The organism is Methanolinea mesophila, assembly GCF_017873855.1.
GTDB classification, from domain to species: Archaea; Halobacteriota; Methanomicrobia; order Methanomicrobiales; family Methanospirillaceae; genus Methanolinea_B; species Methanolinea_B mesophila.
Genome location: NZ_JAGGKR010000002.1, coordinates 249,469 through 275,360 on the forward strand (window position 1 = coordinate 249,469; position 25,892 = coordinate 275,360).

Below are 25,892 nucleotides of genomic sequence, written 5' to 3' on the forward strand. Positions count from 1 at the left end.
CGATGAAACCCGCTGAAACGGGGATCGTCCTGATCGGGTTTTCCCCGTAAGTGTGCGGGAGATCCCTGTCCGATCCCCTCGCGAACATCAGTTTTGCAACAATATTATACTGCAGCGCACGAACCGATGTAAAAGGACTTTATCATCGGACAAGTTCCCTCCGAAAATGCAATAAGAAGGAACTCCTGATCCAGAGAAGGTCCCGGTGTATTGCTGCCGCACCGGACAAGGATGTGAGAACGCATGGATGAAACGGACCGGGCTGGCCCGGTGAGAGAAGTGACGGGAACCGCATCGGATAACCGTGCATCTCTGGAAGAGATACTCACCGCTGAACTGGACCTGGGCACCACGCTCTTCTCCGCCGGGTCGCCGGGACAGAGGATCCTCGATTCGCTCACCGTCCTGAACGAGAAGCTCCGGGGTGGCCGGATGCACGTCCTCCTTGGGTTCGAGGCCCTGGTGATCTCTCTCGAACGGGAAGGGGAGCAGCGGGTCGGCATGCGGCAGTTCCCGCTCCCGACGCGAATGAACGGCCAGGCCCTTTTCGGAATAAGCGAATACCTGCATTCCCTTCCTTCCAGGGTGGACCCGGACCGGGTTACAGGGGATCTCCGGGACCTCGGGCAACGGGAGGTCCGTTCCTTCCTTCTCCCGATGATCGCCCTCGTCGTCTTCACCGCGATTTTCGGCTATTTCAACCGGGCCGATGCCTGGGCGCTGGTGATCATCAGCATCGCGGCACTCCTCGCCGGGCTGACCCGCGAACTGGTGGTGAGATACGAGTTCAACTACTATATCGGGGTCCTCACCGCCACCCTCGTCGCGACGATCTCCGCGGCACTGCTCTCGCAGGTCATCCCCACGGGAACGCCGCTCGTATCGCTCATTATCCCCTGCATCTTCCTTATCCCGGGTTTCCAGCTGATCAACGCCGGCTGGGAGATCATGCGAAACCACATGCACATCGGGATCCCCCGGCTGATGGTGTTCTTCGCCGTGCTCGCCATCATGTCGGTCGGCCTGCTCGTCGTGCTCCTGCTCTATTCCCCGCCGGCGGGTAGTCCGGGTTTCCACTTCCGGCCGGAACTCGACCTGATAATATACACGCTGCTCGGAGCGCTCGCCGCGCTCAGTTTCTGCGTGCTCATGAGAGCACCCCGGCAGGCGTTCCTGATCTGCCTGCTCTGCGGAGGTGTCGGACGATTGACCCGCACCGTCTTGGTGGAACAGGGAGGGTCCGGGTATGCGGGGGTCTTCTTCGGCACGCTGGTCCTCACGATCCTGGCAATCCTCATCTGCACACGGATCAAACTGCCCGTGGTCATCCCGCTCGTCGCGGCATCGGTCCAGTTCATCCCGGGATATTACTACATCCTCACCCTGCAGGACATGGCCTCGATCATACGCCTGGGGACCTCCGTACCGTTCTTCACCGTCGCCTCCATGATATCCAACGGGCTGCTCACGCTCTTCATCTCCGTGGCGATCGTCTTCGGGAGCCTGCTCCCCATGCTGATCATGAACCGGAAGACCCGGTTTTATTGACCTGAAGAAGTGGATTTCACACGAATTCCCCTGCGGAGGAAGTGCGGCGTTCACGGAATTCCTCCGTAAATTCGCGATTTGAACGGGATCCTTCCAAACTTTTTTTAGCAATCCCGGCGTTATCTATGTGGTACCTGCGATGCAGGCACGCCTTGTCCCGGTAGGGTAGTGGATATCCTAGAAGCCTCCGGAGCTTTTGACCCGGGTTCGAATCCCGGCCGGGGCGTATCCATGGAATGGTAACGATTCCATTCCTTTTTGATAACGAGAACCGGATTTGTTTTGCTTCATCTTTTGTATCCACGGATTCAGTATTCTATTGCATTTTTCAGATCCATTCCTCGAGCTTTCGGGTTTGGCAATATCCTTTTTTCGAGAAGGATACGCGCCGCCTTCCGTGTAACTCCTTACCCGCCGGCAGTGAGACGTTCCTGTCATTCACGGATCCGTCACTAAATCTCATAACGGAAAAACCCCCAATGTAGTATGTATGCACTACACGGCACGCCATATCCAGCGTTTCCTGGAGCAGGGAAAAATCGACCCGGAGCTCTGGAAAGACCACTTCCCGGCGCTGCTTCCCACACAGGTCCCGGTGTGCGAAGAGTGCACCGAATTCCGGGAGAGGACCTGCCCTGGAGGAAAGGACCCGGTCGAATGTTTTCTCGCAAAGAAGCCGGACGTCGAACCCGGCGATGTCAGGAAAAAGAAGAAGCATGACCCGATGCTCGGTCTCGGGGCAAAGGGACCCTCGGTCCGAGGCACGGCACGACCCAGGGACCAGTCGAAGATGTGATCTCCCGCATATGAAAAAACGCGACCCGGGGACTAGTAAATGAAATGACCCCCGCCAAAGGGAAAAAAGAAACAGGGCCGGCTAAGGATGCGGCCTCCGGCATCGTGAAAACAAAGGCACGATCGAGGAACCAGGCAAAGATGAGACCACCGGTATATGCAAAAAAAACAAGGACAGGATTTCCGATTACGGCATGGAATCCCGCACTTCCGGCGCCATCCGCCGGCTAAATCGTCCTTCCTTTACCTCTTCACCGGATCTGCCGCATCGTCGATCCAAGGAAGAGGCAGAACAATAGAATAATACCTCATCTGAAAGAGTTCTTTTCATGGATAATCCGCCGGCACATTCCTTTTCCCGGTCACCGGTCCAGGAAGTCTTCTGTCTCTGTACCCGCGGATCCGATGCCGAACCTCTGACCCTGACAGTCCCGCGGCCCTATCCGGGCTGGCCGCACATCAGGGGCCGGATCACGGATATGATCGACGGGGCAGGAGAGATTTCCCGGATCACCGGGTGCACGCTTCAGTATACCGACCTGATACCAGTGGTCGACGGGATGGAACTCCCCGGAATCGAAGACATCGGACGTGTCCTCTCCGGGAGATTCAACTGTTTCGTCGATACTGCAAAGAGTGAAATCATGCTCATCGGTACGAAGATCCCGGACACGGAAGGGTCGGTGTTTTCCATGGATAACAGACCCGGAACCCCGGGGTGGACCCTGATATTCACCATGAGCATTGAGAGACCGTCCGGGTTTGTTTCCGGCGAGAGTGTGGTGAACTGGTTTGACGCCGCCCGGGCCGGGATTCACGGGCTCTTCGACCTTATCGTTCCCGAAGAGATCGTGCAGTCCTTGAGGTGATGCGTCCTGATCCCCCGAAATGTGACGCACGATAGACATATTCGAATCGTACCTCGACGGACGACCTCACGCACGTCTCATATCAGATTTTTCAGCAAAGATGACAGGTGATTCCGTGTGTTCCGAGATTGAAAAAAATGTGAATGATGCCGAGGAGTTTCATTCATCGGCCCATTTTGCGTTACAGCCCGGTTTGATGATAAACTCTCTTCCCGCATCGTCTACCCCGAACGGATAGGTATACCCGGTTTCGGGATCGACACACCAGCTGCAGTCCTCTCCTACAAAACACACGCATGTACAGAGGCAATGATGCAGTTCACCCACCGGTTTATCAGGTGGACACGTGAGTGTCCTGTCATGGGGAATGCCTGGAGACGGTGTCGGCCTGGGACCAATGGTGGGAATGGTAAATATACTCCTGCCCTGGAAGAGGTCGAAGAGAGACGAAACATTCCGGGTCGGATAAGGGGTTAGAGTGATCCGGGGTGAGGGAACTGCAGTCAGGGTACCTGTAACGAGCGGTGTCGGGACCTCCGTAGGGCTCACAGTGAAGAACCGGGTCGGGATGGTGATCGCAAAAGACGAACCGGTCTGATGTTTCGCGATAAGATCGCTCGCACTGACGGCGAGAACAGGTGTGATTACGATAGCAAGAATGAATATGGATACAATTAACGGCGAAAATTTCATGGGAATTCCACGGTGGGACTAAGAATTAAATAATATTTAAATTATTATAATTGTCCCGGTTAATACAAGAGGCGGAGGGAATTCGCCTTGTTCTCATTTATAAAACCCCATTCGGACGGGTTATTTGTATGGATATCTTCTCTATAGGGGATTTTGGTGCGGCAAGGATTTCGGTATCATGAGTCGCAGATATCCGGATGTTCTCGCGTGAACCTCCTCATTCACCCCTGACCGATTAAAATCCTTTGATTCCCGCATTAGATACGCCAAGGAAGTATTCAGAGAAGTGCGTGATCCGCCTTTATCGATGAATCTGACACAGATGTCCATCGAAGGAACCGGTGCCGAAGGGTGTGTTCAATCTCCGTTTACCGCGATCTCGTAGTGTTTCCGTAAGAAATCGCGTACTTTCTCGGACTCGATATATCCCTGGTCCAGCCGGGTGATAATGTTGTTTATTTCATAGCAAAGACTGACGATCTTCTCGAAGACCGGGCCCTCTTCGAGGGATGCGTATCCGAGTATCGCGGAAAGAGGGTTCCTGATCTGGTCGTTAAGAACCGCAAACTGCTCCATATTCCGGGTTATCCGGTCGATGGCCTCCTTTCTCTCAAGATCGACCTGTTTTGTCTCCGTGACGTCCCTCCCGATCAACTGTACCCCCGCGACCTCGCCATCCTTTATGATGGGAGATGCAGTAATCCCGAGGAAGGCGTAGCTCCCGTCCTTTTTCCTGAACCTGACTTCAGTCTCTCCCTGGAGGCCCCTGGCGATCTTCCGGTGGATCTCCATGACCCGGGCAAGGTCTTCGGGGAGGACAAAATCTTCCGGTGGCCGGTCGACTACTTCTTCCGGGCGGTAACCGAGGATCCTGGTCACGGACGGGGACACGTAGGTCGCGTTCCGGGTCATGTCTGCGAGGATGATAACGTCCGAACTCCGCTCCGCCACGCCCCTGAACCGCTCTTCGCTCTCGGCGAGGACCTTCTCCGCCTGTTTCCTCTCCGTGATGTCCCTGTCGATCGCAACGATGTACCGTTTCGTGCCCAGGTCGAGGAGTCCGCCATTGATCTCCATGGGGAAGACGGATCCGTCTTTTCGCCGGTGCATCACTTCACCGGTGAGCCATTCCCCTTTCAACGCCCGTGCGAACCGTTCGGGTGCGGAGGCCTGGGACTCCTCAACGTCGAGGTCGGTGATCTTCATCCGGAGGAGTTCTTCCCGGGTATACCCGTGCATCTTCGCGGCGGCCATGTTGGCATCGACGATCCTCCCACGGTCCTTCCCTTCCGCCTCAAAGATATAGATGCAGTCAGCCGCCCGTTCGAAGAGCGTGCGGTACCTCTTCTCACTTTCACGAAGGGCTTCCTCTGCTCTCACCCTGATGATGAGGTTTCCCAAGTAGGACGCGATGATCTCCACCGGCCCTCTCCTCCGTTCCGGGACCGCGTCCCGCGTATGGGACCCGAGGATGAGGCAGGCGATCACCTCCCTGTTACGGGATATGGGGATTATGGCGATCGCCCGGAGTCTTTCTCGTTCCTCGGCTTCCCCCCGTGCAAGGTCGCCGGTTCCGAACTGAGAGTAGACCGGTTCGCCCCTGAGTACGACGTTCCCCTTCTCCGTATCCAACCCGATGGAACCCACCCTGCGGGCAAATTCCTCCGATATGCCGGTCGAACATACGAGTTCGAGCTCGTGCGTCCCGGGATCTGCGATATAGACCCCGCCCGAGTCCATATCCGCGAGGGTGAGCGCCAGGTCGAGGCCAAGGGAGAGGATCCTGTCGAGCGGCTTCCCCTCGGCCACCGAGGTGGCGAGCTCCTGCTCCGCGGTGTTCCGCTCCTCGGCGAGTTTCCTCTCGGTAATGTCGATTCCAATGGCAACGTACCGGTCAAGAACCCCGTGGTCGTCTGGAAAAGCCCTGGTGTTCCAGGATATCGATTTTTTCTCACCATCCCTGGTCCTGATCGTCGTATCAAAGTTCTGGAATACCTTTTCCTCTCCGATTATGCGGGTTATCGTGGCGGTGACGGTCCTGCGGTAGTCCCGGTCAGGATAGAGCATCCTCCAGATGGTGTTCTTCCCCACCACCTCGGATGCGGAGTAGCCGCTGATCTCCTCGGCGGCCTTGTTCCACACGAATATTTTTCCGGTGCCATCGAGGACGGTGAGCCAGACGTTCGCGTTCGAGATGATGTAGGAGTTGAACTCGCTTACGCTCTGGTATTCGAGCTGTTTCTTCTGGAGGCCGGTCGAGAGGAAGGCGACCACCACCGCGACCCCGATGAACGCGATGACCCGTAAAAATGCGCTGATGATCTCGATGCTGTCCGCGTAATCGAAGTAAAAGACCATGAGCAGGTAGAGGGCGCTGAGCCCGGCCGAGTACAGCACTCCCTTCTCCCGGTAGTGATACGCGAGGAGGATGATGGGGAAGTAGTAGAGGTGCATGAACACGGTGCTGATCCCCTCGATCAGGAAATACAGCGTGAGGACGAGGACCACGGCACTCGATAGGACGATCGCGAGCTGCCACTGGCGTTCGGTGATCCCTTCGTCGACCCGGTCCGCGAGCGTCATGTCGAATACGTTACGCGGGTGAATGTTAATGGGATCGGTTCCTCATCCCTCCAGGGTCATTCGTTACCCGTCCCTGTAGGGGATCTTCTCCCTCGTCAGGGAACGACTAAAATCACCTTCCCTCCCCTCTAGTATCTCCCCCTGGCAGCAGGACCCCGGGGCCGGGGGGGGTCCTTTTCGGATTAATCCGCAATGTGTAAAGCCTCGGCAGGAGTACCGTAGTGAAATGCGATATGCCCTTCCAGCGGTCGTGATTCTGCTTCTTTTCCTGCTTGTTATTACGGTCCTCCTCCACCCCGGGCATCTGGACCCTCCGTCACAGGACTCCGGCGTTCCTGTGCAGGCTCCCCATGTGTATTCCTATCGCGTGCTCGCCACCTATCCCCACGACCGGTTCGCGTTTACCGAGGGACTGGCCTATTATGAGGGGATGCTCGTGGAGAGCACGGGCCTCCAGGGGAATTCGACGATACGGCTGGTCAACCTGACCACGGGCGGGGTCATAAAGGCACTTCGCCTGCAGGACGCCTGGTTCGGCGAAGGGGCCACTGTGTACGGGGACCGCATCGCCCAGGAGACCGAGACTTCCGGGTTCGGCATTCTCTATGAAGCCTCCACCCTCACCCCGCTCGGGACTTTTCCGTATTCCACGAAAGGTTGGGGGATCACCTTCGACGGCACCCGCCTGATCATGAGTGACGGTTCGTCAACCATCTACTTCCTCGACCCGATGACGTTCGAACCCGTCAGGAACGTCACCGTGACAGATCACGGGGTCCCGGTGAAAAACCTCAACGAGCTGGAATATGTCAGGGGAGAAGTCTATGCAAACGTCTGGCCCTCGTATGCGATCGCCATAATCTCGCCCGAGACCGGCCAGGTTTCGGGATGGATCGATCTTTCCGGGATCCTCACCCCCGATGAGAAGAAGCAGGTCGGCTGGACCGAGATCGTTCCCTTGTACGGAAATACTTCAGTCAGGTTCATCAACGAGGACTGCCCGAACGGGATCGCGTACGATTCTGCAGGCGACCGCCTATTCGTGACCGGCAAGCTCTGGCCGACGCTCTATCACATCGAACTGGTGGAGAAGGAACAGTAATATCCGGACTCTCCCGGATCGAACCCTGGATATGAAAGAATGATATCGGACCCTCGGATAGAGCCGGTGGGTAAGGAATAATGGTATCCGGATTCTCCCGGGGACGTTGGTGCGACCCCGTTCCAACGACCGATCCCGGAGAACTATGGCAATTGCTATATAGCACGCACTGCAAGGGAGGGATGAAGCCCTATGTCGCCGGAAGAGAACAAGGCGGTCGTCCGCAGGTTCATCGAAGCTTACAATGCCCGTGACCTGTCTGTGTTCGACGACCTGGTAGTACCGGACTATGCCGACCACACCCACAACCAGGTCGGCCGCGAACCGTTCAGGCAACTCTTCTCCCTCGCATTCGGGGCTTTTCCCGACTGGCACGAGCATATCGAAGAGATGATCGCAGAAGGAGACACGGTATGGGTCCGGGTCACTGCCACCGGGACCCACACGGGAGCGTGGAGCCTCTCCGGGGTCCCCATCCCCCCGACCGGAAGGAAACTTGCCATGGAGATGGTGTTTATCTGGCGGCTGGAGAACGGCAGGCTCGCGGAAGGGAGAGAGGTCGACGACTCTACGGAGTTCCTCCGGCAGCTCGGACTGGTCGACTATACGGAGAGGGGAAAAAAAGTCTTCGGAGCAGAAGGATAGACACGGTATTTCCGGATTGCGCTCACGATGGCCTCGTGATTATCCCGGTTCTTTCGAGTACTCTTCATCCCGGGCGGCTCATTCCTCTCCCGTCCCCCGCAACCGGGTGATCGACGACAGCCATGCCTTCGGCCCCTGTTCGCGGGTGCGGCTCTCGAAGGTCGCCGGCCGGATGTAATTGACGGTCCATCCGTCCCTGAAGGTCTCCCGTATCTCTCCCTGAGAGACCCTCCTCGGCCCGTACCCGGGGGGTTCGAAGTCTGAGAAGCAGAGCATGAAATACTTCCCGCCCGGGACAAGGACGGCGGCGAGGTTCTCCGCGAATACCGGCCGGTCCTCGTCGGAGAGGGTGTGAAAGAGCCCCGAGTCCGTGGCGGTATCGAACCGTCTGCCGAGTGAGGCGAGCTCAAGTGCGTTATGGACCAGAAAATGCACGGAGAGTCCCCGCTCTGCCGCCTTTTCCTTCGCCTTCCCGATGGCCAGGGGTGCGGAGTCGACCCCCCAGACTTCGTGTCCTTTGGCTGCAAAGAAGAGGGCGTGTTCCCCGGTCCCGCACCCGATGTCCAGGACAGACCCCGTGATCTCCCCGTCCCTGACCAGATCAACAAACTCTTTCTGGGGGCGGCCTATGTCCCAGGGCGGTCTCCCCTTGTATGCCTGGTTGAAGAAATCCATACTTCACCTTCCTTCGCCGTCGTCATATCATTACTTCTTCATCAGGAACAACCTGCGGGACATTCCCGGAGAGCCGGGCCGAGATATGAACCGTCACGTGGTCACGGGACACTTTTGCATCGGGCCGGACAAGAATTCGCCTGAAGATGCCGCGGGTAAATTGGTTTAAACGGTAATATCGTTTAGCCTCGCGGAATTGTGAATAAATGAAGGTCTGCGGTTTTGGACAGGAACATCCCCGTTATTCTTCCCGAACGTTTCCGGCGTTCTTCATAAGGGAAATATTACGATCCCGAAGAAAAAGAATATGATTTCTGGTTACGGCAGCCCGAAGGCGATGAGGTATCCCCCGCTGTTCGGTGCCTGGATTCCTCCGGTCCCGACCAGAAGGTAACCGTTTCCGATTGAAGGCCCTCCGATACTTGCCTGGGCGCCGAGGTTGTACTGCCAGAGGATCTTGCCGGTGTCGGAGTCGAAAGCAATCAGGATGCCGGAGACCACCTGCGGCGTGGACCTCGGCCCGCCGAAGTCGCTATAGGGGAAGGGCTCGCCGGTATCGGTCAGCCGCCCGGAATACACCACGCCGTTCGACACCAGGGGGGAGACAAATGTGGGGTTCGGCGACCGGTACTGCCAGACCACCTTCCCGGTCTTCAGGTCGAGGGCAGTGACAGTCCCGTTTCCATATCCGTTGTCGATCGCATCGAACACCGGAATGGCGCCACCCTCGGAGAGTGCGCCTGTACCACTGAGGAAGCCTGGCTGCTGGCTGTAGAACCTGACCGGTGTGCTACTGCCGGCGACGTATACGTACTTCCCATCGGTGGCAGTGAACGCCTCGCATCCGGCACCCGGCCCCGGCCAGACGGTATCGGTTCCGGTTGCCGTCGGGTTCTGATCGACATTCTGGGTAAAGACGACGTTTGTCCACCAGAGCGGAGTTCCGGTCGCAGCATCCATAGCCATGACATCGCCTCTCTTCGAATGCCCGATCACTACTTTCTGCGGTCCTTTGCCCATGTCGACGGTCACCAGGTTGGTCCCCCAGGAACAGTCATAGTCGTGTGCGTCCGGGAGTGCCGACGTGCTGATGTTCAGCACCGAATTTTCCGCGACGAACGGAGTATCCCACAGGACTTTCCCGTCGCTGAATCTCACCGCAACTACACTGTTCGAGTACTTGTTCGGCCCGGGTGATCGGGTTACCGTAAAGAAGTCAGGCGAAGGGTTCCCGACCGGAAGGTAGGCAATGCCCAATTCCGTGTCTACGGCCCCGCCGGTCCATGAGGTCGCTCCTCCGTTCTGGCTCGCCTGAGGATACGTGGTAACCCATTCTCCGACGGCAAGCGGGGTGGTCCAGAGGGTCTTTCCGGTAGTCTTGTCGATCCCGGTCACCGAACCCTTCTGCGCAACGCCGAACGGCGGTTCATCGCCGAGAGCCGAGCCTGCCATGATGATGTTATTCCATATCAGCGGTGGAGCTGGCTCCCGGAATGCGGGCCCGGTGCCTATCGGGTCGGATTCCCATAATTTCTGCCCGGTCTGGGCGTTCAGGGCGACGATGGTCCCGTTCGGCCCGGTCGGAGTATAGATGATCCCGTTCTCGTAGGTCATCCCGTGAGTGGATGACGCCCGCGGAAGAAGTGTTCCGGTGTAATAGACTTCCGGATCGAACTTCCACTTTGAAAGCCCGGTCGTGAGATCTACGGCGATGACCTGGAGGGCGTTGTTGGTGACATAGGCAGTGTCACCGACGATGAGTGCAGGGGCTTCAATCGGGTAATTGGTGTTGAGGATCCATTTCACCTGCAGGTTTGCGACATTATTCTTTCCGATTATCGTCTGGGGGCTGCTCCGCGACATCGTCGGATCATAGTTCGTCATCGGCCAGTCCGCACCCTGACCCCCGGATCCCACCGTGGGAGTCGCGGTCGGGGTTCCAGATCCCGGTGAATTGGTGGTCGTGCATCCGGCAATTGCGATGCAGGCCGCGACCACCGCTATGAGAATGGTAATTTTCCAAATGGGTTTCATTCATATACCTCTTCGATCCCGAAAATAACCCTCAAATAGCTTATTTTTTCGCGAAGTTATTTGAAGAACGTAAGATCGTCAGTCATCCCTCCTCTCATCAGATATGATAAAACTTTTCCTGCCTCTTCAGTGCCGGGACATGATCATGATGACGGCGCAGAGCGGAATGAAAAATTCCATGAAGATCGGTATTCCATCTGGGAGAGGATTATACTCTGTTTGACTGATCGAAAGAATGTTCAAGGGCTTTTAAAATGAGAAGGGGTGTGATCAGGTCACTTTAAAGGTACCGAACATAATGCTTGGGTGCACATCGCAGCGGAACCAGTAGTCGCCCGGGGTACAGGGAGCCGTGAAGGTATAAGTGATGGTTTTTTGCCCGGTGATGATCTCGCCCTTGAAGATAGGGGTTAAAGCCTCCGAGTTCGTGTAGACCGCAAAGTTATGGGGAACACCTGAATCCTGGTTATCAAAGATCACCGTTACTGCTGAACAGGCCGGGACGGTGATAGTTGACGTATTAAACGCAATATTCTTGGCGATCAGATCAATGGTCACCGAACCGCCTGTCGGAGCAGCGGTCGTGGTCGGCACCGCCGTCGCGGTGGTCGGGGGGATTGTCATGGTCATGGTCGCGGTCCCGGTGGTCGGAGGAATGGTCGTTGCCACCGTGACGGTCTCAGACGGGGTGGAGGTTGCGGAAGGGGTAGACGTGGCGGTAGGTGTCGGGGTTGTCGGGGGCGTTGTTGTCGTACACCCTGCTGCAAACAGCAGTCCAACCATCAGGACCGCCAGAAGAACATACATCGGTGTGAGTCTCATGCCTGCCAATTATCTTCAGTCCGTATAACGTTTTTCATCCCCCCTAAAAGATACCGGGAACGGAAGGTCCGAAATAGGAGTAAGATACCTCTTTCCTGACGGGATCTTTCGTGAACCTGGGAGCATCAGCCGGGTGAAGAACGGCATCGGAATGGAATTCGTGTTCCCGCAACCTCCTGACATGATGGGTCCGGCGACATGCAGTAAACTGCCGGAATTTCTCGCTCCACGGGAGTTCGGGCATTCCGCATGTACTCAAAGGACCTGATCCGGTTCGACATCGGGACATATGAGAGCGTCCGGGCATGAAATGTCGAAGAGATCATTCCCGTTCGACGAACAAAAAATAGAGGGTGATCAGGGTACGGTGACCATGAGGGTAAAAGTGGTCTCGTTCCCGGTCGCGTTCATCCACGGCTGCATATACACGCCTGAGAACTCCTGCTGCCCGGAGGCGATGGCCTTCACATCCCACTGATGGCTCCCGCCGGCTCCTACAAGGCCTGTCTCGGGTGCGATGTACGTGTCGTTCGTGATCTCGAGCCCGCTGGTGACCGTCACGTTCCAGGAATACCCGGTGGTGGGGTTCTCTGCGAGCACGACCACGAACTTCCCGTCGACAGGCACAGTGATAGTGCTTCCGTCGGCGGACTCGTTGTAGACCATTGGGGTCTCGACCGTCGGGGCGGTCGTTTCGGGAACCGCGGTGGTAGCCACGGGTGTGCTCGTTTCGGTCGGAGTCGCGGTCGGAGTGGCAGGTTGCGTGGGGGCCTGGGTACACCCGGCCACGAGCATGGCTGCAAGGCAAATGACAAGAATGCCGGTAACGGCAACAAATTTCTTCATGAGATAAACCTCCTCTATATTTTTGCAAGGGTCAATGTTATGCATTCCGAGTTGTTCGCGGGGGGACCGGGCAAGGTATCGGAGACCAGAGATACCCGGGCCCCCCCCTGCGTATGTCACCGGCCTGATCACACGTCCGACGCGGGACTCCCCGATGCGGTGGGTATTCCGTCATACGCGAAGAGATCCCAAATGCGTAAAACCCGGTCCTTTATCTGCGATCCGGGTGCATTTTTTATAATACGAGTGCGTAGCCATGGAGTTCCCCATCCTGTCATCCCTTCTGGTCCTCCTCCAGATGATGTGCGTCATCATCGTCGTCGCCTATCTGCTCACCCGGAGCAAATTCTTTCCCGAAGTCCTTGAAGGGCGCCTGACGATAAAGGTCCAGCTCATCCTTATCCTCGTCTTCGGGGCGTTGTCCGTCTACGGCACCCTTAGCGGGGTCGAGGTCATGGGGGCCATCGTCAATGTCCGCGACCTCGGGCCGATGCTCGCCGGCCTGCTCGGGGGTCCGGTGGTAGGGGTGGGCGCCGGACTGATCGGGGCCGCATACCGGATGAGCCTCGGGGGGTTCACGATGTATTCCTGTTCGCTCTCAACCGTGCTTGCCGGTTTCATCGGGGGGCTCATCTGGCTCGCTGTCGGGAGGAAGTTTGCCGGGTTTACCATCGCGGTGCTCTTCGCCGTCCTGATGGAGGGGTTGCACATGCTCCTCACCCTTGCCATCGCCCGCCCGTTCGACGAGGCAGTGGCCGTGGTCTCGACCGTGGCCCTCCCCATGATCCTCGCGAATGCCGCGGGGATGGCGGTGTTCGCGTTCATCATCGGAAACCTCCAGAAAGAGCGGAAGACCCAGGCTGAACACGACGTCCTCCTTCGGGAGATGGAGCGGAAGAACACCGAACTCGCCATCGCCGCCGAGATCCAGCAGAGTTTCCTTCCAAAGACCGTCACCCAGATCGAAGGTTACGATATCGCCGCGAAGAGCGTAATGGCAAAGGAGGTCGGAGGGGATTTCTACGACGTGATCCCGTTCGAGGTGATCCCGCTCGGCGCAGGGAGGCTCGGGGTCATGATCGCCGATGTTTCTGGGAAAGGGATCCCCGCGGCCCTGTTCATGGCGCTCTCAAGGATCGTGGTCCGGGTCAATGCGATGCGATACCCGGATAGTCCTGCGGAGGCGGTCCGGGACGCGAACGCGATCATCTGCAACGACTCGAAATCGGGCATGTTCGTAACGATGCTCTACGGATTGCTGGACTCGGAAACCCGGACCTTTACCTTCGTGAATGCCGGCCATAATCCTCCGCTCCACTATCACGCCGCGGACGGCATGTTCTCCGAACTCAGGGCTACCGGGATTGCGGCCGGGCTCATGGACGATGCCGAGTATTTCCAGGACTTCGTACACCTGGCTCCCGGCGACCTTCTCGTCCTTTACACGGACGGGATTACCGAGGCGGAGAACCCGACGCTTGAGATGTTCGGGGTGCCCAGGCTCCGCGAGGTCGTCCTTGGATCCCACGATCTGCCTGCCTCCGACATCATCCGGGATATCCTCTCCGCAGTGAAGGCACATGCGGGCAGCCAGCCCCAGTCGGACGACATCACGCTCATGGTGATCCGGAGCCTCTGAACAGAGATCAATTTCCGGAGGCCCCTGATCCTCCACCACCTCCCTATAAGTTACCCGAGACCCCGGACCGGTGACCGGATGTTCCCTCCTGACACTTCAGAACATTCATAACGGACGTAGTGGACTCTCTCATCAGGCAGAAGAATGGCCGGACAAGAACGAGAATACCTCGAGATGATCATCGATTTCCTGCCCGACGCGACGTTTGTCATCGACCGTGAGGGAAAGGTGATCGCCTGGAACCGTGCGATGGCGGAGATGACCGGGGTCAGTGCCGAAGAGGTGCTCGGGAAAGGGGACTTCGAGTACGCGATCCCGTTCTACGGCGAGAGAAAACCAATGCTTGCGAACCTGGTATTCCTCCCCGACAGCGAGATCGGGAACCGGTACCACACGGTCCAGCGGACCGGGGACACGCTCGTGGTTGATATCTATATCCCGACATTCCAGGGCCGCGGCGCCTACTTCTGGGCGAAAGCAAGCCCGCTCTACGACCCGCAAGGGAACATCACCGGCGCGATTGAGACCATCCGGGACATCACCGACCGGAAACGTGCCGAGCAGGATATGGAGGAGACCCGGAAGCGCCTCGCGGAGATCATCGATTTCCTGCCTGACGCGACGTTTGTCATCGACCGTGAGGGAAAGGTGATCGCCTGGAACCGTGCGATGGCGGAGATGACCGGGGTCAGTGCCGAAGAGGTGCTCGGGAAAGGAGACTTCGAATACGCGATCCCGTTCTACGGTGAGAGAAAACCGATGCTCGCGAACCTGGTATTCCTCCCCGACAGCGAGATCGAGAAGCGGTATCATTCGATCCAGCGGATCGGAGACACGCTGGTGGTCGACATCCACATCCCGGCGTTCCAGGGCCGCGGCGCCTACTTCTGGGCGAAAGCGAGTCCGCTCTACGACCCGCAAGGGAACATCACCGGCGCGATTGAGACCATCCGGGACATCACCGACCGGAAACGTGCCGAGCAGGATATGGAGGAGACCCGGAAGCGCCTCGCGGAGATCATCGATTTCCTGCCTGACGCGACGTTTGTCATCGACCGTGAGGGAAAGGCGATCGCCTGGAACCGTGCGATGGCGGAGATGACCGGGGTCAGTGCCGAAGAGGTGCTCGGGAAAGGAGACTTCGAATACGCGATCCCGTTCTACGGTGAGAGAAAACCGATGCTCGCGAACCTGGTATTCCTCCCGGACCGCGAGATCGAGAAGCGGTACCACTCGATCCAGCGGATCGGAGACACGCTGGTGGTCGACATCCACATCCCGGCGTTCCAGGGCCGGGGAGCTTACTTCTGGGCGAAAGCAAGCCCGCTCTACGACCCGCAGGGGAACATCACCGGCGCGATTGAGACCATCCGGGACATCACCGACCGGAGGGCGATGGAGGAACGTCTCGCACGATCGAATGCAGAACTCCGCATTGCTGCGGAGATCCAGCAGAGTTTCCTTCCGGAGGTCATTCCCCAGGTAAAGGGGTTCGACATCGCGGCGCGAAGCGTGATGGCCAGGGAAGTCGGGGGCGATTTCTTCGACGTCATCCCGTTCGAAATCATCCCGCTCGAGAAAGGGACACTTGGCATCATGATCGCCGATGTTGCCGGAAAGGGTGTACCGGCAGCCCTGTTCATGGCGCTCTCAAGGATTGTCGTCCGGGTAATCGCCCTCTGGAACCGCGACCCTGCCAGGGTGATCCGGGATGCAAACGACGTAATATCGAAGGATTCGAAAGGCGGGATGTTTGTCACCCTCTTTTACGGAACGCTCTCGGAGAAGGACCGGACACTTGAGTACGTCAATGCGGGGCATAATCCCCCGCTGGTGTACCGGAACGGCGACGGATCGCTGGAAATGCTCATGCCGACCGGGATCGTCATGGGGGCTGCGGAACACCAGAACTACTCCTCCCGCACTATCGAGATCGGCACCGGTGATGTGGTGGTGCTCTATACCGACGGCATTACAGAATCGATCAACCCGGGTCTCGAGATGTTCGGCGATGGACGGCTGAAGGATCTCATCCGGGAGAATGCCCGCCTGAGCTCCACGGAGATTCTTTCAAAGATCCTTGCATCAGTGGAGAAGTTCTCCCGCGGCGAGCCCCAGTTCGACGATATCACCCTGATGGTGATAAAAGGAGTCTGAAGGAACGGTTCGTGGAAACCAGTGTTCATCTCTCCGGATATAGCGGGAGATGTGCCTTACGTTCGCGAAGCCGGACTCGCGTGCTACCAGACGTCCGGCCGGACCACGAACGAACCAATCCGGCCGGGTCCCCATAGAGTGAATATAGTGGAATAGGACAGGTCAAGGCTTGCGTTCCGGCCGCTTTTCGGAGTGTAATTCCTTCTTGAACTCTGCCACCACTTTTTTCTTGAATTCCCTCAAGTTCCCCTCGAAGATCAGGATCCCGATACCGATCCAGATCACCCCGAAGATGAGGGCGTAACGGCTCAGATAGGCGAGGAGGAGGGCACACGAAATTATCCCGAGCACTGGCGTCAGCGGGTAGGCAGGTACTTTGAACCCTCGGACAGCCCCCGGGTCGTCCCATCTGAGCTTCACGAGAGAGAGATTGATGAAGAAGAAGGTAAGAAGCGTCCCGAAATTAAAGACCTGCGCGAGGGTGGCAAGATTTGCCCCGGATACGAGGACGATCGCTGCCATGACCACCGATACGATGATAACGGAGATGTAAGGGACCCCGTTCTTCGAGATCCTGGTGATCTGGTCGGGAAGGAGTTTCTGTCTGGCCATGGCGAAGAGCGCCCTCGATCCCCCGAAGATGCTCGACATGACCACGGAAGCGGTGGCGAACAGGGCGGCAATCGAGACGTACGCGAGAACAAAGGGATTCTGTGTCGCCACCCGCAGCGCCGTCTCGAGAGGTGCATCGGATGTGGCGAGCACGGACCAGTCGACAAGCCCGATGGCCACGGTGGATACGCCGATGTAGAGCGCGGCACAGACCACAAATGCGATGAGGAGCGCCCGGGGGACATTCTTAACCGGGTCTTTCACCTCCTCGGCGATCACCGTGACGGTGTTGAACCCCACGAAGGCGAAAAATATGATGGCCGCCCCGTGGAGCATCCCGGAAAACCCGTTGGGGAAGAACGGTGTATACGTCCCCGATGGCCCGTTCATGAAGATGAACCAGGCACCGATCCCCACGAAGATTATCAGCGCGATAATCTTTAAAAACACCATGACCGAGTTCATCCCCGCCGCCTCGCGCATTCCCCGGAGATTTATTACACCCAGGATCAGGGGTAAAAGGAAGCCGATGATGACGAGTGCGACCGTTGTCGGGGGAATGCCCAGGATGTAGATCAAGTACCCGGCAAATCCGATGGAGACCGCACTGGCTCCGATCACGTAGTCCGCCGTCTGCACCCACCCGACAACAAAACCCCAGAACCTTCCGAATGCATGGTGTGTGTAGATGTACGAACCTCCGGACTCGGTGATGAACGAGGAGAGTTCGGCGGCACTCAGCGCGGTAAAAAGGGCGGCAAGCCCCGCGATAACAAATGACAGGATAACCGCCGGGCCGGCAAGCCCCGATGCGACCCCGATAAGGACGAAGATCCCCGCCCCGATGATTGCACCGATACTGACCGCAGCCGCCTGCCAGACCCCGAGGGTCCGTTTCAGCTCTCCCATAACGATGTTCCTCGATTCCCATTGGATATCAGCCTTTGGGTTTACCCGACCCGTGGGAAGAGTTAATCGTTATTCCGCAGGGGATATGGTCGTGCCGGCTCTCAGAAAAAAATAGAGATTATTCAACGACCACGCCGTATATCCCGCTCCCGATCCACCACGAGTCGTCGACCGGCTTCATGTAGATCAGTTTCGGGATCTGGGCGGTCCCGTTCACCGAGGTGTCCGGGAATAATGCCAGGGAAAATCCGCTCCCGTTCTGCATTGCATCGATCCCCACCCGGGTGGTCTTCATCCCGTACACATCGGTATAATCGATCATACTCTGCCCGATATCCGATTTAAGGAACGGGTCGGCGAGGAGGACCCCGTCGGCCGATTCCGCCCAGGGAAAGAGGTCCCCGTTCACGAACTGTCCTTTCGGGTCGTCGATCACTGCGAGGGTCTTTTCCTTCCCGTTCGCCTTTGCATAATCGACGACCCGGTTCACCAGGTCGTAAAGTTCCATCCTGGAATGGGTCCGGACCTGGACGCCGGAGAGGTCCCCGGCAGCCACGCCCGAATAGGCGGGGTCGACGATCGCGGAGAAGAGCCACCAGTTCTCGTCGACCGGTTCGACATAATTGATCTTCGGGAAATAGACCGTGCTATTGTCCACGGTGACCTTCGCGACCGAGTAAAGGAACCCTCCCTCTCCCCGCGAGAGGTCGCGCATCCCCCGGATTGTCGCGACCCCGTTCGGGTCCTGGTAATTGATCAGGTTGATCCGGTTCTCCGCCAATTCGGATGCATACGGCGGGCTGGCCAGGCTCGTGCCGTTAAAGTCAAGGGCCATTATGACAAGTTCACCCCGGATGAAACGGCCCCCCGGGTTGTTGAACTCGGCGAGGGCGTTGTCTCTCCCGTTCTCCCGGGCATAAGCGACCGCTTCCTTTACATAGGACACCAGGCCGTCCACGCCGGGACTTTCGGCACTCGCGTTCAGCACCGCCGAGGGGTAGACATTCCCTTCGGACGCGTACATCCGGGCCCCTACGTAGTACGCCCCGTTCACGTCCTCAACCACCGCGAGTACCGGCTCCGGCGTGGATCCGTATCCCGGGCGCGGGGACGTATAACTGACAATCCCTTTCCCGAACCGTGCGGTCTCCGCCATGTTCTTTACGTACGATATCCCGAACGAATCCGTCCGGTCCAGGATGTTCGTCCCTGCGAGACCGGGCGATGACGGATCAGCGAGCACGGTCCCGTCGTACCTGTACGCGAAGACGGCGATATCCCCGAGGGCAAACGACCCGTTCGGGTTGACGAACTCCGCGAGAGCATTCTCTCTCCCGTTGGTCCGGGCGTATTCAGCCGCACGTTCGACGAAGGCGATCAGGTCGGCCGAGGTGGTCATTTTTTCAGGAGTAGCGAGCGTGACCGTGACTCCGGAACCGTCCGCAGGTGCCGGCGTCAAAGACGGTGTCGTCGACGGACCGGGGGATTCCGGCCCGGGGTTCTGGATGCACCCGGCGGTAAGTATTCCCCCCGCAAGGAACAGCACAAGAACGAAGAGAAGAGTCCGCGTATTCATACGAATCCGGTGTGTTCCTCACGGTAAAAGGATTATGAAATTATTGTTCGGGCTTGATGGTACCGGGAACCAAATCGGGGATCAGGATACCGAAGGGCTTCGGGCTGTGTACCGGAGGACGGATAACTTTATATATTCCGGACGGGGATGCACGCGTACGTGAGGAGTTATCCATGCGTCCATTCGCTCTTGTAATCTTTGCGGCAGTGCTCGTCACCTTCGTGCTTGTCGCGGGCTGCACCCAGCCCCCGGCAGGGCAGGAGACCCCGTCGCCGACTACTGTTCCGCCGACTTCCGTCCCGACCACGGCGGTCCCGACGACACCGGTGCCGCCGGCGGACACAATACGACTTGTGAACAATCCGCTCGGGAATATTCTGACGGACACCCGGGGCATGACCCTCTACTATTATTCGAAGGATATACCGGGGAGCGGTGCGAGCACCTGCACCGGAGGATGTGCCGAGATATGGCCGGTCTTCTCTGCGGGCGACGTGATGGTCTCCCCGCCACTCTCATCCTCCGATTTCACGACAATAACCCGGGCGGACGGGTCGAAACAGACGGCGTACAAGGGATGGCCGCTTTACTACTTCCGGAATGACACCGTCCCTGGAGATACCTTCGGGGAAGGGGTGGGCAAGGTCTGGTTCGTCGTGAAACCGGACGACTCGGTGACGATCGCGAGCCAGGGGGACCTCGGGCTCTTCCTTGCGGACGATACCGGGCACACGCTCTACTTCTTTGCGAGCGACACGCCGGGGAAGAGTGTGTGCACGAGCACCTGTATTATGCTGTGGCCGCCGTTCTATGCCGACCCGCTCGTCATCCCCTCGATCCTGAAGAGCTCCGACTTTACCGCCGTGACGAGAGCGGACGGGAAGCAGCAGCTCGCGTACATGGGCCGCCCCCTCTATACCTATACCGGGGACAAGTCCCCGGGAGAGGTGAACGGTGAGGGGTTCAATGACCTGTGGTACGTGGCAAACATCACCGGCGCAGTGCCCGTCCCGATCACCGTTCCGACTACCACTCTTACCACCCGGCCGACCGTCGATACCAGCGACTCAGGCAGCAGCAGCGGGAGCGGGTATTAACCTTTTTTTCACGAAGCCGGGCGAATCCTTCATTCGCTACTCTTTAAACTACCCGGAGGGGTCAATCGTGTGGTTCGGGGCTCCGTTCTTCGATGCCCTGCTCTCTCCGGCACCCCACGCCACGGGCATGTCCATGGACCCGAGACTCTATACCTTTCGTGCGCCAATGATGTCCGCTGAGGAGGATTATCATCCCCGTACTCGAATTTTCACCCTGTCCCGGGTATCTCGGCGAGGGAGTGTCCCGGGGACTCGCACGGGGCATGCTCGTCCTTATCCGCGGGTCGAACGTCAGCGGTGAAGGGATGGGGATCGGTGCGGTTGCCCTGGAATGCCGGGAGGGGTTCTTTTTCGCGAAAAACTGTAGTACGATGGTATTCAGTCCTCATCTCGTCAGGAAGATCTTCCAGGTCGATTCTCGTATGTCCTGGGAACGGAAGGGAATTCCCACGGTCCCGCTCACCCGGGTCCTCGACCTGGTCTCGGATATCTACATGAAAATGCCGTTCCTCCAGCCCCTCCTCGCGGTAAGTTCCCCGGTCAGGACTGCACTCGGAATTACCCCGTCGTTCGAACCCGTCCCTCCGATAGCGGAAGCTCGGTTCATGTACCGGAGAGAAGGGGATACGATCGAAGTGTCCTGCACGATCACTCCGCGTGAGCCCGGCATCACCCGGATCTTCCTTTTAAACGAGCTGGCCGCTGATTCGTTCACTCGCGGGTTTCACGACGGGAACCCTACTCCTCCTCCTACCGGCTGGCAGGAACACGTACCGGGACACGATCTCTACGACCCGGTCCGGGGGATACGGTTTGGCATCTCCTCCGTCGCTCCCGGAGAACGGATCCCGGGGAAGGTTTTCTGGGGGCGGGAACACACGAAGGAGCTCTGTTGGGCAGGGTTCGGGATCGAACTCGGCACGCCGGGCGACGCACAGGAGCCCGTCTCCTGCTCCTACAGTATCCCGTTCTCAGTGGATCCCGGCGACGGAGGTGCCGCAAAATGAGAAGGTGTGAGTGTTCCTGCGGGGGTTACCCCGGGTATACCCACATGGAATCGTTGAGGTGTACACCCGGAGAGCACTTCGCGCTGTTTTCACGGTCGAATCCCGGGCGTGAGGTGAACGAGGCGAGACGAGTGTCTTTCGTTCGCATTCCAATGAGAATAAAAGCCCGGTGCAGGTTCAAAAAGGCCGGAACGCGGCATTGGTTTCACCCTGGTTCGAGGAGGTCCGGATCAGGTTGCGGACCCCGTGCAGAAGTGGAAGTGGAGGAGCGGCCCATTACCGGGAGTTTCTATTCCGGATATTCGGACTTTCGCGGTTTCGATGGGGAACGATCAGGGTGCAGGCCTCACAGCGGCTGCCCGCCGGCCGCCGGAAGCGGAGGGGGAGAGACTGATGCCTGACCGCATTGCACTCATCTACCCTTTTTTCCGTGAGAAGGACCCCGTCGAGGAGGAAAAACTGTTTCCCCCGCTCTCGGTGGCCTACCTCTCGGCCCAGATGAAGGAACGCGGCCTTTCGGTATCGGTCCATGACGGGACATTCCTTGCTCCCGCCGAGGTAGTCCGGAACGTTACAAAACTGCGGCCGGCCGTGGTAAGCATCTACCTGATGATCACCATGGGCCGGAATGCGCTGAATCTCCTCGGACAGCTCCGGGCCCTACTTCCCGGAACCCTTTTCATCGCCGGGGGGCCCCTGGCCACGCTCTATCCCGAACGGTTCGGCGAGCCGTTCGACATCGTCTTCTGCGGCGAGGGGGATCGCACGGTCGCCCGGTTCTGTGCCGACTACTGCAGGTCGGGGTGCCGGCCGGACGACCTCTCCCGTCTCGATCTCTCCACATATCCGGGGCTCTCCACCCGGCTGGGCGATGCACCGGTCCGGGTCCCGCCCGTCCACCTGCCCGCGGAGGAGATCGAACGGCTCCCGCTCCCCGACCGGAGCGTCTTTGACCACCGCCGCTACCAGGAGTTCTGGCAGGATGCGGCGGGGTGCAGGATGACGAGCATAATGATCACCCGGGGGTGCCCCTACTCCTGCGATTTCTGTTCGAAGCCGGTCTGGGGGAACGAGTACCGCAGGCCCTCCCTTGTCCAGGTATTCCGGGAGATCCGCGATATCCTCTCCTATGGGTACGACCGGATCTGGATTGCCGATGACTCTTTCACCCTCGACACCTCGTACCTGGAGGAGTTCTGCAGGAGGAAGATCGCCGGAGGGTTTTCGTTCACCTGGACCTGCCTCTCCCGGGTTGACCGGCTCGACGAGGAGATCGTCGGACTGATGAAGGATGCAGGGTGCGTCCGGGTCCACCTGGGGCTCGAGTCGGGGAACGACGCGACCCTCGGGCTGATGGGAAAACGGATAAAGGTCGCGGACGGTATCCGTGCGGTCCGGCTCTTCTGCGAAGCGGGTATCGGGACCGCAGGGTTCTTCATCGTGGGATACCCCGGGGAGACAGAAGAATCGGTGGACCAGACGCTCGCCCTCGCCGCCACGCTCCCCCTCGACGAGATCTCCATCAACGTCCCGTTCCCCCTCCCCGGATCCCCGCTCTTCACCCGTGTCGTACCCGTCGATACCACTGCCGACTGGCAGGTGGCGAACGAGATCTCCTTCATCTACGACTCGGAGTTCGACGAGTCGTGGCTGCGGGACCGGATCGGGCGGGCGAAGGAGCGGTTCAGGGAAAACAGGGAGAAGCGGCGAAAGGGCCGATCCGATACCGGGAATAATCCGTAATCATTCATCATCCGGGATTAAACCTAGAGCGAGATATTCCGCCCGGGACACCCCATGCGGCCGAAACGAAATCCCCAAGATCCTCGCGAAGGAAGGAGGTCGACGGAAAAACCGGCTCATTCATTCAATTAGGAGGTATATTATCCACGGAGCAAGGTTGAAACCGTATTCTCAGGCCTGAAAAGAAATACGGGAATTTGTATAAGCCGGAAAATACCGCTCCAGGTCGGTGATAATGGTCAAGGCAGTGCGATACAATCTTCCCGGAATGATGAATTGTTCTCTCTTCTTCTTGAATTGCTCACTTCCATAGCGTTGATTCGTCCGAATTCCGTATTATTTTAAAGAATTATCTGCTCATACGTGTTTTAGGGATTAAGAGGAACTCCCCGTTTCTATCATGCTTATAGAGGATAAATATGGCAATACCTATGACGACCGCACCAATGGCCATGAGAACCGACATCACCAGACTCGCTATAATACCGACAATACTGTCGCCAATTATGAGACCATACGCGAACCCGACCTGGCCTATGGAAAAGAGCGTGACAAGCAGGAATCCAATCGTAATCAGAAGGATAAGGCCGAAAAGGACATAGGTTTCTACCCACATTCTTCGAAAAATGAAAACCGATTCCCGGATCGCGGCAATCAGATCTTTGTTATCAAGAACCATTGCAGGAAGAGCAAATACCGTAATCAGGTAGAATCCGTAAGTGAAGTAGGCAATAGTGATCCAAAGAAGCGCTCCGATAAGGGTCCAGCCGGCAATGGGTCGCTTATAACACCATGCCCGGGACAATCCTCCCCGGATTGAAATTGAATTCCCGGAGGGAATCTGTGAGATGCACACGATCAAGCCGGCTGACAGATAAAAAAACACGAAATATTCAATAAACGTCGTCGTAAATGTGAGGGTAACCCATTCCAATGATCCTCTTGCAAGCAGGATTGTCGTGGAATAGGGTACGTCGAAGCCGGGAAACGCGTTTGTTCCGGAAATAAACCGGATATACGAATTTGTTACGATGGTAAAGATAAATGTCAATAATATCAGGAATGAAAACCAGAGCAGTCGTCTGTTATGCACGAGAATGTTTACGCTCTCTCTCGCAAGGTCTTTTCCCTTCCTGATTCGTCCGGATCCCGGTAGTACAATTGGATTCTCGAGTGGAGAAGACTCTATTCCCCGCTGTGAGGTCTTTACAATCCGTGTATTCGGGCACCAGCCCAGCCATCCGTAAATAAGTTCGGATACGCGTGTCATTTCATGATCTCCTTCACTCGTGCAAAAAGTTCTTCAGCCATCGCCGTCGGATCGGCGGTTTCCTTGATTTTGATGCCCAGCTCAGATGCATAGTCCCACACGAGCTCGATGCATTCGTTATAACGCTCGCACGAACCACAATCACCGTCATGCTCGTACCATACCTGGACTCCATGTTTTGAGGAGACGAAGATTATCGCTGCCGTATTGAAAGGGATTGACCTTCCAAGCAGAATTCCTTGCTCTGCATTGATTTTTTCAATAAGGATCTGGTTGGCAATTGCCATATCCCGAAGCGCAGTGCCCACCTTTTCGTCCATGTGCTGGAGTCCGCGTGAGACCGCCTGGCGTGAGATGCCCAGTAAATGTGCGATAGTGATATTGGCAGTGCCGTTGCGCCGCATCACCCATAACGCAAATTGTTTATCCCCGGTGGGCAGAAGCATACGTCAACATATGAGTATTGACTATATAAATACTCTGGAAAAGTTACCCGGTAAAAAGTTGGGGACAATAGAATTATTCCCTACACTTCAATGGCCGGTTCGAGAAGGTACATTATCCATCCGATATGTTCCTGCCCGTATCCCGCGTACTCGTCCTGGATATGGTGGAGGTATTCAAGCACCTCTTCCCTGTCAGGATGCTCCGGGTTTTTTTCAATCCATCCGGCACAGGCCTGCCAGATCCCCGTTTCATACCGGTCCCAGTCTTCTTCAGATGCCCTGACGAGATAGGTGCAATCAAACCCGGCCTCCCGTGCAAGGCGGATCTGTTCGTATCCGGTGCAGACATCCGGCCATTCCCGAGCAAAATCGGGAGGGACACGGTCACTTCGCCAGTAGCGGTCACCAATCACCACCTTGCCTTTTTTGTGCACCATACCCCGCAACGCATCGAGCGCGTCGGCAAAGCCTCCCCAGATAAAGGATGCCCCGAGAGCTACCGCGCAATCGGCAGGAGATTCCGGGACGAACGTTGCCGCATCGTCGCACCGGATGGTGATCCGGTCCGCAAGTCCCTTGTCCCTGATCGTCTTTTCGGCCTGTTCGCAGGCCTGTCTCCTGACTTCGATCCCGGTCCCTGATATCCCGAACTTTTCGCCCCAGAGCGAGAGCAGGGTGCCGTTTCCGCACCCGCATTCGATCACCAGGTCCGAAGAAGAAAGGCCTGCGGCTCTCCCGACGGCAATTACCTTTTCAGGCGATACCGGGTTCATGAGGGGAAGCGATCCCTGTGTAATGGTGACGAGGTCGGAGAATTCCATGGG

At 57.5% G+C, this 25,892-nt stretch carries 21 protein-coding genes and 1 tRNA gene; 11 read left to right on the forward strand and 11 right to left on the reverse strand.

Features of this window, described 5'->3' with window-relative positions; genetic code table 11:
* The first annotated feature begins 243 nt into the window (after positions 1-243).
* The 4 genes from J2741_RS12680 to J2741_RS12695 all read left to right on the forward strand — a co-directional run bounded on the left by J2741_RS12680 (position 244) and on the right by J2741_RS12695 (position 3,212).
* On the forward strand, positions 244-1,548 hold the full coding sequence (locus J2741_RS12680) for a threonine/serine exporter family protein (protein WP_209676278.1): 1,305 nt from the start codon (positions 244-246) through the stop codon (positions 1,546-1,548).
* A 154-nt stretch (positions 1,549-1,702) separates the two neighbouring features.
* Positions 1,703-1,774 (forward strand) — tRNA-Arg (locus tag J2741_RS12685).
* A 264-nt stretch (positions 1,775-2,038) separates the two neighbouring features.
* On the forward strand, positions 2,039-2,344 hold the full coding sequence (locus J2741_RS12690; RefSeq protein ID WP_209676281.1) for a hypothetical protein: 306 nt from the start codon (positions 2,039-2,041) through the stop codon (positions 2,342-2,344).
* A 328-nt stretch (positions 2,345-2,672) separates the two neighbouring features.
* Complete coding sequence (locus J2741_RS12695; RefSeq protein WP_209676284.1) at positions 2,673-3,212, forward strand: hypothetical protein; 540 nt, start codon at positions 2,673-2,675, stop codon at positions 3,210-3,212.
* A 159-nt stretch (positions 3,213-3,371) separates the two neighbouring features.
* Here the strand turns inward: J2741_RS12695 and J2741_RS12700 are convergent, their stop codons facing one another.
* Positions 3,372-3,905, reverse strand: a complete 534-nt coding sequence (locus tag J2741_RS12700) for a hypothetical protein (protein WP_209676286.1) — start codon at positions 3,903-3,905, stop codon at positions 3,372-3,374.
* A 357-nt stretch (positions 3,906-4,262) separates the two neighbouring features.
* Positions 4,263-6,488 carry a PAS domain S-box protein gene (locus tag J2741_RS12705; protein ID WP_209676288.1) on the reverse strand — a complete coding sequence of 742 codons (2,226 nt, stop codon included), beginning with the start codon at positions 6,486-6,488 and terminating at the stop codon, positions 4,263-4,265.
* Positions 6,489-6,738: 250 nt separating this feature from the next.
* Here J2741_RS12705 and J2741_RS12710 point away from each other — a divergent pair, with 250 nt between their 5' ends.
* Entirely contained in the window at positions 6,739-7,590 is an 852-nt protein-coding gene (locus J2741_RS12710) for a glutaminyl-peptide cyclotransferase (protein ID WP_209676291.1), read from the forward strand.
* Positions 7,591-7,782: 192 nt separating this feature from the next.
* Positions 7,783-8,235 (forward strand): ester cyclase, encoded by a 453-nt coding sequence (locus tag J2741_RS12715; RefSeq protein WP_209676294.1) that lies wholly within the window; start codon positions 7,783-7,785, stop codon positions 8,233-8,235.
* Positions 8,236-8,313: 78 nt separating this feature from the next.
* On the opposite strand, the gene J2741_RS12720 is transcribed toward J2741_RS12715, so the two are convergent.
* The 4 genes from J2741_RS12720 to J2741_RS12735 form a co-directional block, all read right to left on the reverse strand.
* Positions 8,314-8,910: a class I SAM-dependent methyltransferase gene (locus tag J2741_RS12720; protein ID WP_209676296.1), complete on the reverse strand. Its 597-nt coding sequence runs from the start codon at positions 8,908-8,910 to the stop codon at positions 8,314-8,316.
* A gap of 318 nt (positions 8,911-9,228) precedes the next feature.
* Positions 9,229-10,944 carry an outer membrane protein assembly factor BamB family protein gene (locus J2741_RS12725; protein WP_209676299.1) on the reverse strand — a complete coding sequence of 572 codons (1,716 nt, stop codon included), beginning with the start codon at positions 10,942-10,944 and terminating at the stop codon, positions 9,229-9,231.
* A gap of 270 nt (positions 10,945-11,214) precedes the next feature.
* Complete coding sequence (locus J2741_RS12730; protein ID WP_245249814.1) at positions 11,215-11,766, reverse strand: cupredoxin domain-containing protein; 552 nt, start codon at positions 11,764-11,766, stop codon at positions 11,215-11,217.
* Positions 11,767-12,123: 357 nt separating this feature from the next.
* On the reverse strand, positions 12,124-12,612 hold the full coding sequence (locus J2741_RS12735; protein WP_245249815.1) for a protease inhibitor I42 family protein: 489 nt from the start codon (positions 12,610-12,612) through the stop codon (positions 12,124-12,126).
* A gap of 256 nt (positions 12,613-12,868) precedes the next feature.
* Here J2741_RS12735 and J2741_RS12740 point away from each other — a divergent pair, with 256 nt between their 5' ends.
* Together J2741_RS12740 and J2741_RS12745 are read left to right on the forward strand one after the other, a co-directional pair.
* On the forward strand, positions 12,869-14,251 hold the full coding sequence (locus tag J2741_RS12740; RefSeq protein WP_209676302.1) for a PP2C family protein-serine/threonine phosphatase: 1,383 nt from the start codon (positions 12,869-12,871) through the stop codon (positions 14,249-14,251).
* A gap of 144 nt (positions 14,252-14,395) precedes the next feature.
* Positions 14,396-16,408, forward strand: coding sequence for a SpoIIE family protein phosphatase (locus tag J2741_RS12745; RefSeq protein WP_209676305.1), 2,013 nt, complete (start codon positions 14,396-14,398; stop codon positions 16,406-16,408).
* Between the two features lie 162 nt (positions 16,409-16,570).
* On the opposite strand, the gene J2741_RS12750 is transcribed toward J2741_RS12745, so the two are convergent.
* Positions 16,571-17,929, reverse strand: a complete 1,359-nt coding sequence (locus J2741_RS12750) for an APC family permease (RefSeq protein ID WP_209676308.1) — start codon at positions 17,927-17,929, stop codon at positions 16,571-16,573.
* A 118-nt stretch (positions 17,930-18,047) separates the two neighbouring features.
* Complete coding sequence (locus tag J2741_RS12755; RefSeq protein WP_209676311.1) at positions 18,048-19,505, reverse strand: cache domain-containing protein; 1,458 nt, start codon at positions 19,503-19,505, stop codon at positions 18,048-18,050.
* A gap of 173 nt (positions 19,506-19,678) precedes the next feature.
* Between J2741_RS12755 and J2741_RS12760 the strand changes: the two genes are divergently transcribed.
* The 3 genes from J2741_RS12760 to J2741_RS12770 all read left to right on the forward strand — a co-directional run bounded on the left by J2741_RS12760 (position 19,679) and on the right by J2741_RS12770 (position 23,352).
* Positions 19,679-20,602 carry a hypothetical protein gene (locus J2741_RS12760; protein WP_209676313.1) on the forward strand — a complete coding sequence of 308 codons (924 nt, stop codon included), beginning with the start codon at positions 19,679-19,681 and terminating at the stop codon, positions 20,600-20,602.
* A gap of 263 nt (positions 20,603-20,865) precedes the next feature.
* Entirely contained in the window at positions 20,866-21,609 is a 744-nt protein-coding gene (locus J2741_RS12765) for a hypothetical protein (protein ID WP_209676316.1), read from the forward strand.
* Between the two features lie 393 nt (positions 21,610-22,002).
* The gene (locus J2741_RS12770) at positions 22,003-23,352 is read left to right on the forward strand and encodes a B12-binding domain-containing radical SAM protein (RefSeq protein WP_209676319.1); all 1,350 of its coding nucleotides are present in this window, start codon (positions 22,003-22,005) and stop codon (positions 23,350-23,352) included.
* Between the two features lie 349 nt (positions 23,353-23,701).
* On the opposite strand, the gene J2741_RS12775 is transcribed toward J2741_RS12770, so the two are convergent.
* The 3 genes from J2741_RS12775 to J2741_RS12785 all read right to left on the reverse strand — a co-directional run bounded on the left by J2741_RS12775 (position 23,702) and on the right by J2741_RS12785 (position 25,889).
* Positions 23,702-24,622 carry a hypothetical protein gene (locus tag J2741_RS12775; RefSeq protein WP_209676322.1) on the reverse strand — a complete coding sequence of 307 codons (921 nt, stop codon included), beginning with the start codon at positions 24,620-24,622 and terminating at the stop codon, positions 23,702-23,704.
* A complete protein-coding gene (locus J2741_RS12780) occupies positions 24,619-25,068 on the reverse strand; it encodes a hypothetical protein (RefSeq protein WP_209676326.1) in 450 nt (149 codons plus the stop codon). Before J2741_RS12780 ends, J2741_RS12775 begins: the two co-directional genes overlap by 4 nt.
* 80 nt (positions 25,069-25,148) lie before the next feature.
* Positions 25,149-25,889: an SAM-dependent methyltransferase gene (locus J2741_RS12785; protein WP_209676330.1), complete on the reverse strand. Its 741-nt coding sequence runs from the start codon at positions 25,887-25,889 to the stop codon at positions 25,149-25,151.
* Positions 25,890-25,892 lie beyond the last annotated feature (3 nt).

Bases quoted from the DNA above. Each gene is read 5' to 3' on its own strand.
- J2741_RS12680 (WP_209676278.1), top strand. From the start codon at position 244: ATGGATGAAACGGACCGGGCTGGCCCGGTGAGAGAAGTGACGGGAACC.
- J2741_RS12690 (WP_209676281.1), top strand. From the start codon at position 2,039: ATGCACTACACGGCACGCCATATCCAGCGTTTCCTGGAGCAGGGAAAA.
- J2741_RS12695 (WP_209676284.1), top strand. From the start codon at position 2,673: ATGGATAATCCGCCGGCACATTCCTTTTCCCGGTCACCGGTCCAGGAA.
- J2741_RS12700 (WP_209676286.1), bottom strand. From the start codon at position 3,905: ATGAAATTTTCGCCGTTAATTGTATCCATATTCATTCTTGCTATCGTA.
- J2741_RS12705 (WP_209676288.1), bottom strand. From the start codon at position 6,488: ATGACGCTCGCGGACCGGGTCGACGAAGGGATCACCGAACGCCAGTGG.
- J2741_RS12715 (WP_209676294.1), top strand. From the start codon at position 7,783: ATGTCGCCGGAAGAGAACAAGGCGGTCGTCCGCAGGTTCATCGAAGCT.
- J2741_RS12720 (WP_209676296.1), bottom strand. From the start codon at position 8,910: ATGGATTTCTTCAACCAGGCATACAAGGGGAGACCGCCCTGGGACATA.
- J2741_RS12725 (WP_209676299.1), bottom strand. From the start codon at position 10,944: ATGAAACCCATTTGGAAAATTACCATTCTCATAGCGGTGGTCGCGGCC.
- J2741_RS12730 (WP_245249814.1), bottom strand. From the start codon at position 11,766: ATGAGACTCACACCGATGTATGTTCTTCTGGCGGTCCTGATGGTTGGA.
- J2741_RS12735 (WP_245249815.1), bottom strand. From the start codon at position 12,612: ATGAAGAAATTTGTTGCCGTTACCGGCATTCTTGTCATTTGCCTTGCA.
- J2741_RS12740 (WP_209676302.1), top strand. From the start codon at position 12,869: ATGGAGTTCCCCATCCTGTCATCCCTTCTGGTCCTCCTCCAGATGATG.
- J2741_RS12745 (WP_209676305.1), top strand. From the start codon at position 14,396: ATGGCCGGACAAGAACGAGAATACCTCGAGATGATCATCGATTTCCTG.
- J2741_RS12750 (WP_209676308.1), bottom strand. From the start codon at position 17,929: ATGGGAGAGCTGAAACGGACCCTCGGGGTCTGGCAGGCGGCTGCGGTC.
- J2741_RS12755 (WP_209676311.1), bottom strand. From the start codon at position 19,505: ATGAATACGCGGACTCTTCTCTTCGTTCTTGTGCTGTTCCTTGCGGGG.
- J2741_RS12760 (WP_209676313.1), top strand. From the start codon at position 19,679: ATGCGTCCATTCGCTCTTGTAATCTTTGCGGCAGTGCTCGTCACCTTC.
- J2741_RS12765 (WP_209676316.1), top strand. From the start codon at position 20,866: ATGCTCGTCCTTATCCGCGGGTCGAACGTCAGCGGTGAAGGGATGGGG.
- J2741_RS12770 (WP_209676319.1), top strand. From the start codon at position 22,003: ATGCCTGACCGCATTGCACTCATCTACCCTTTTTTCCGTGAGAAGGAC.
- J2741_RS12775 (WP_209676322.1), bottom strand. From the start codon at position 24,622: ATGACACGCGTATCCGAACTTATTTACGGATGGCTGGGCTGGTGCCCG.
- J2741_RS12780 (WP_209676326.1), bottom strand. From the start codon at position 25,068: ATGCTTCTGCCCACCGGGGATAAACAATTTGCGTTATGGGTGATGCGG.
- J2741_RS12785 (WP_209676330.1), bottom strand. From the start codon at position 25,889: ATGGAATTCTCCGACCTCGTCACCATTACACAGGGATCGCTTCCCCTC.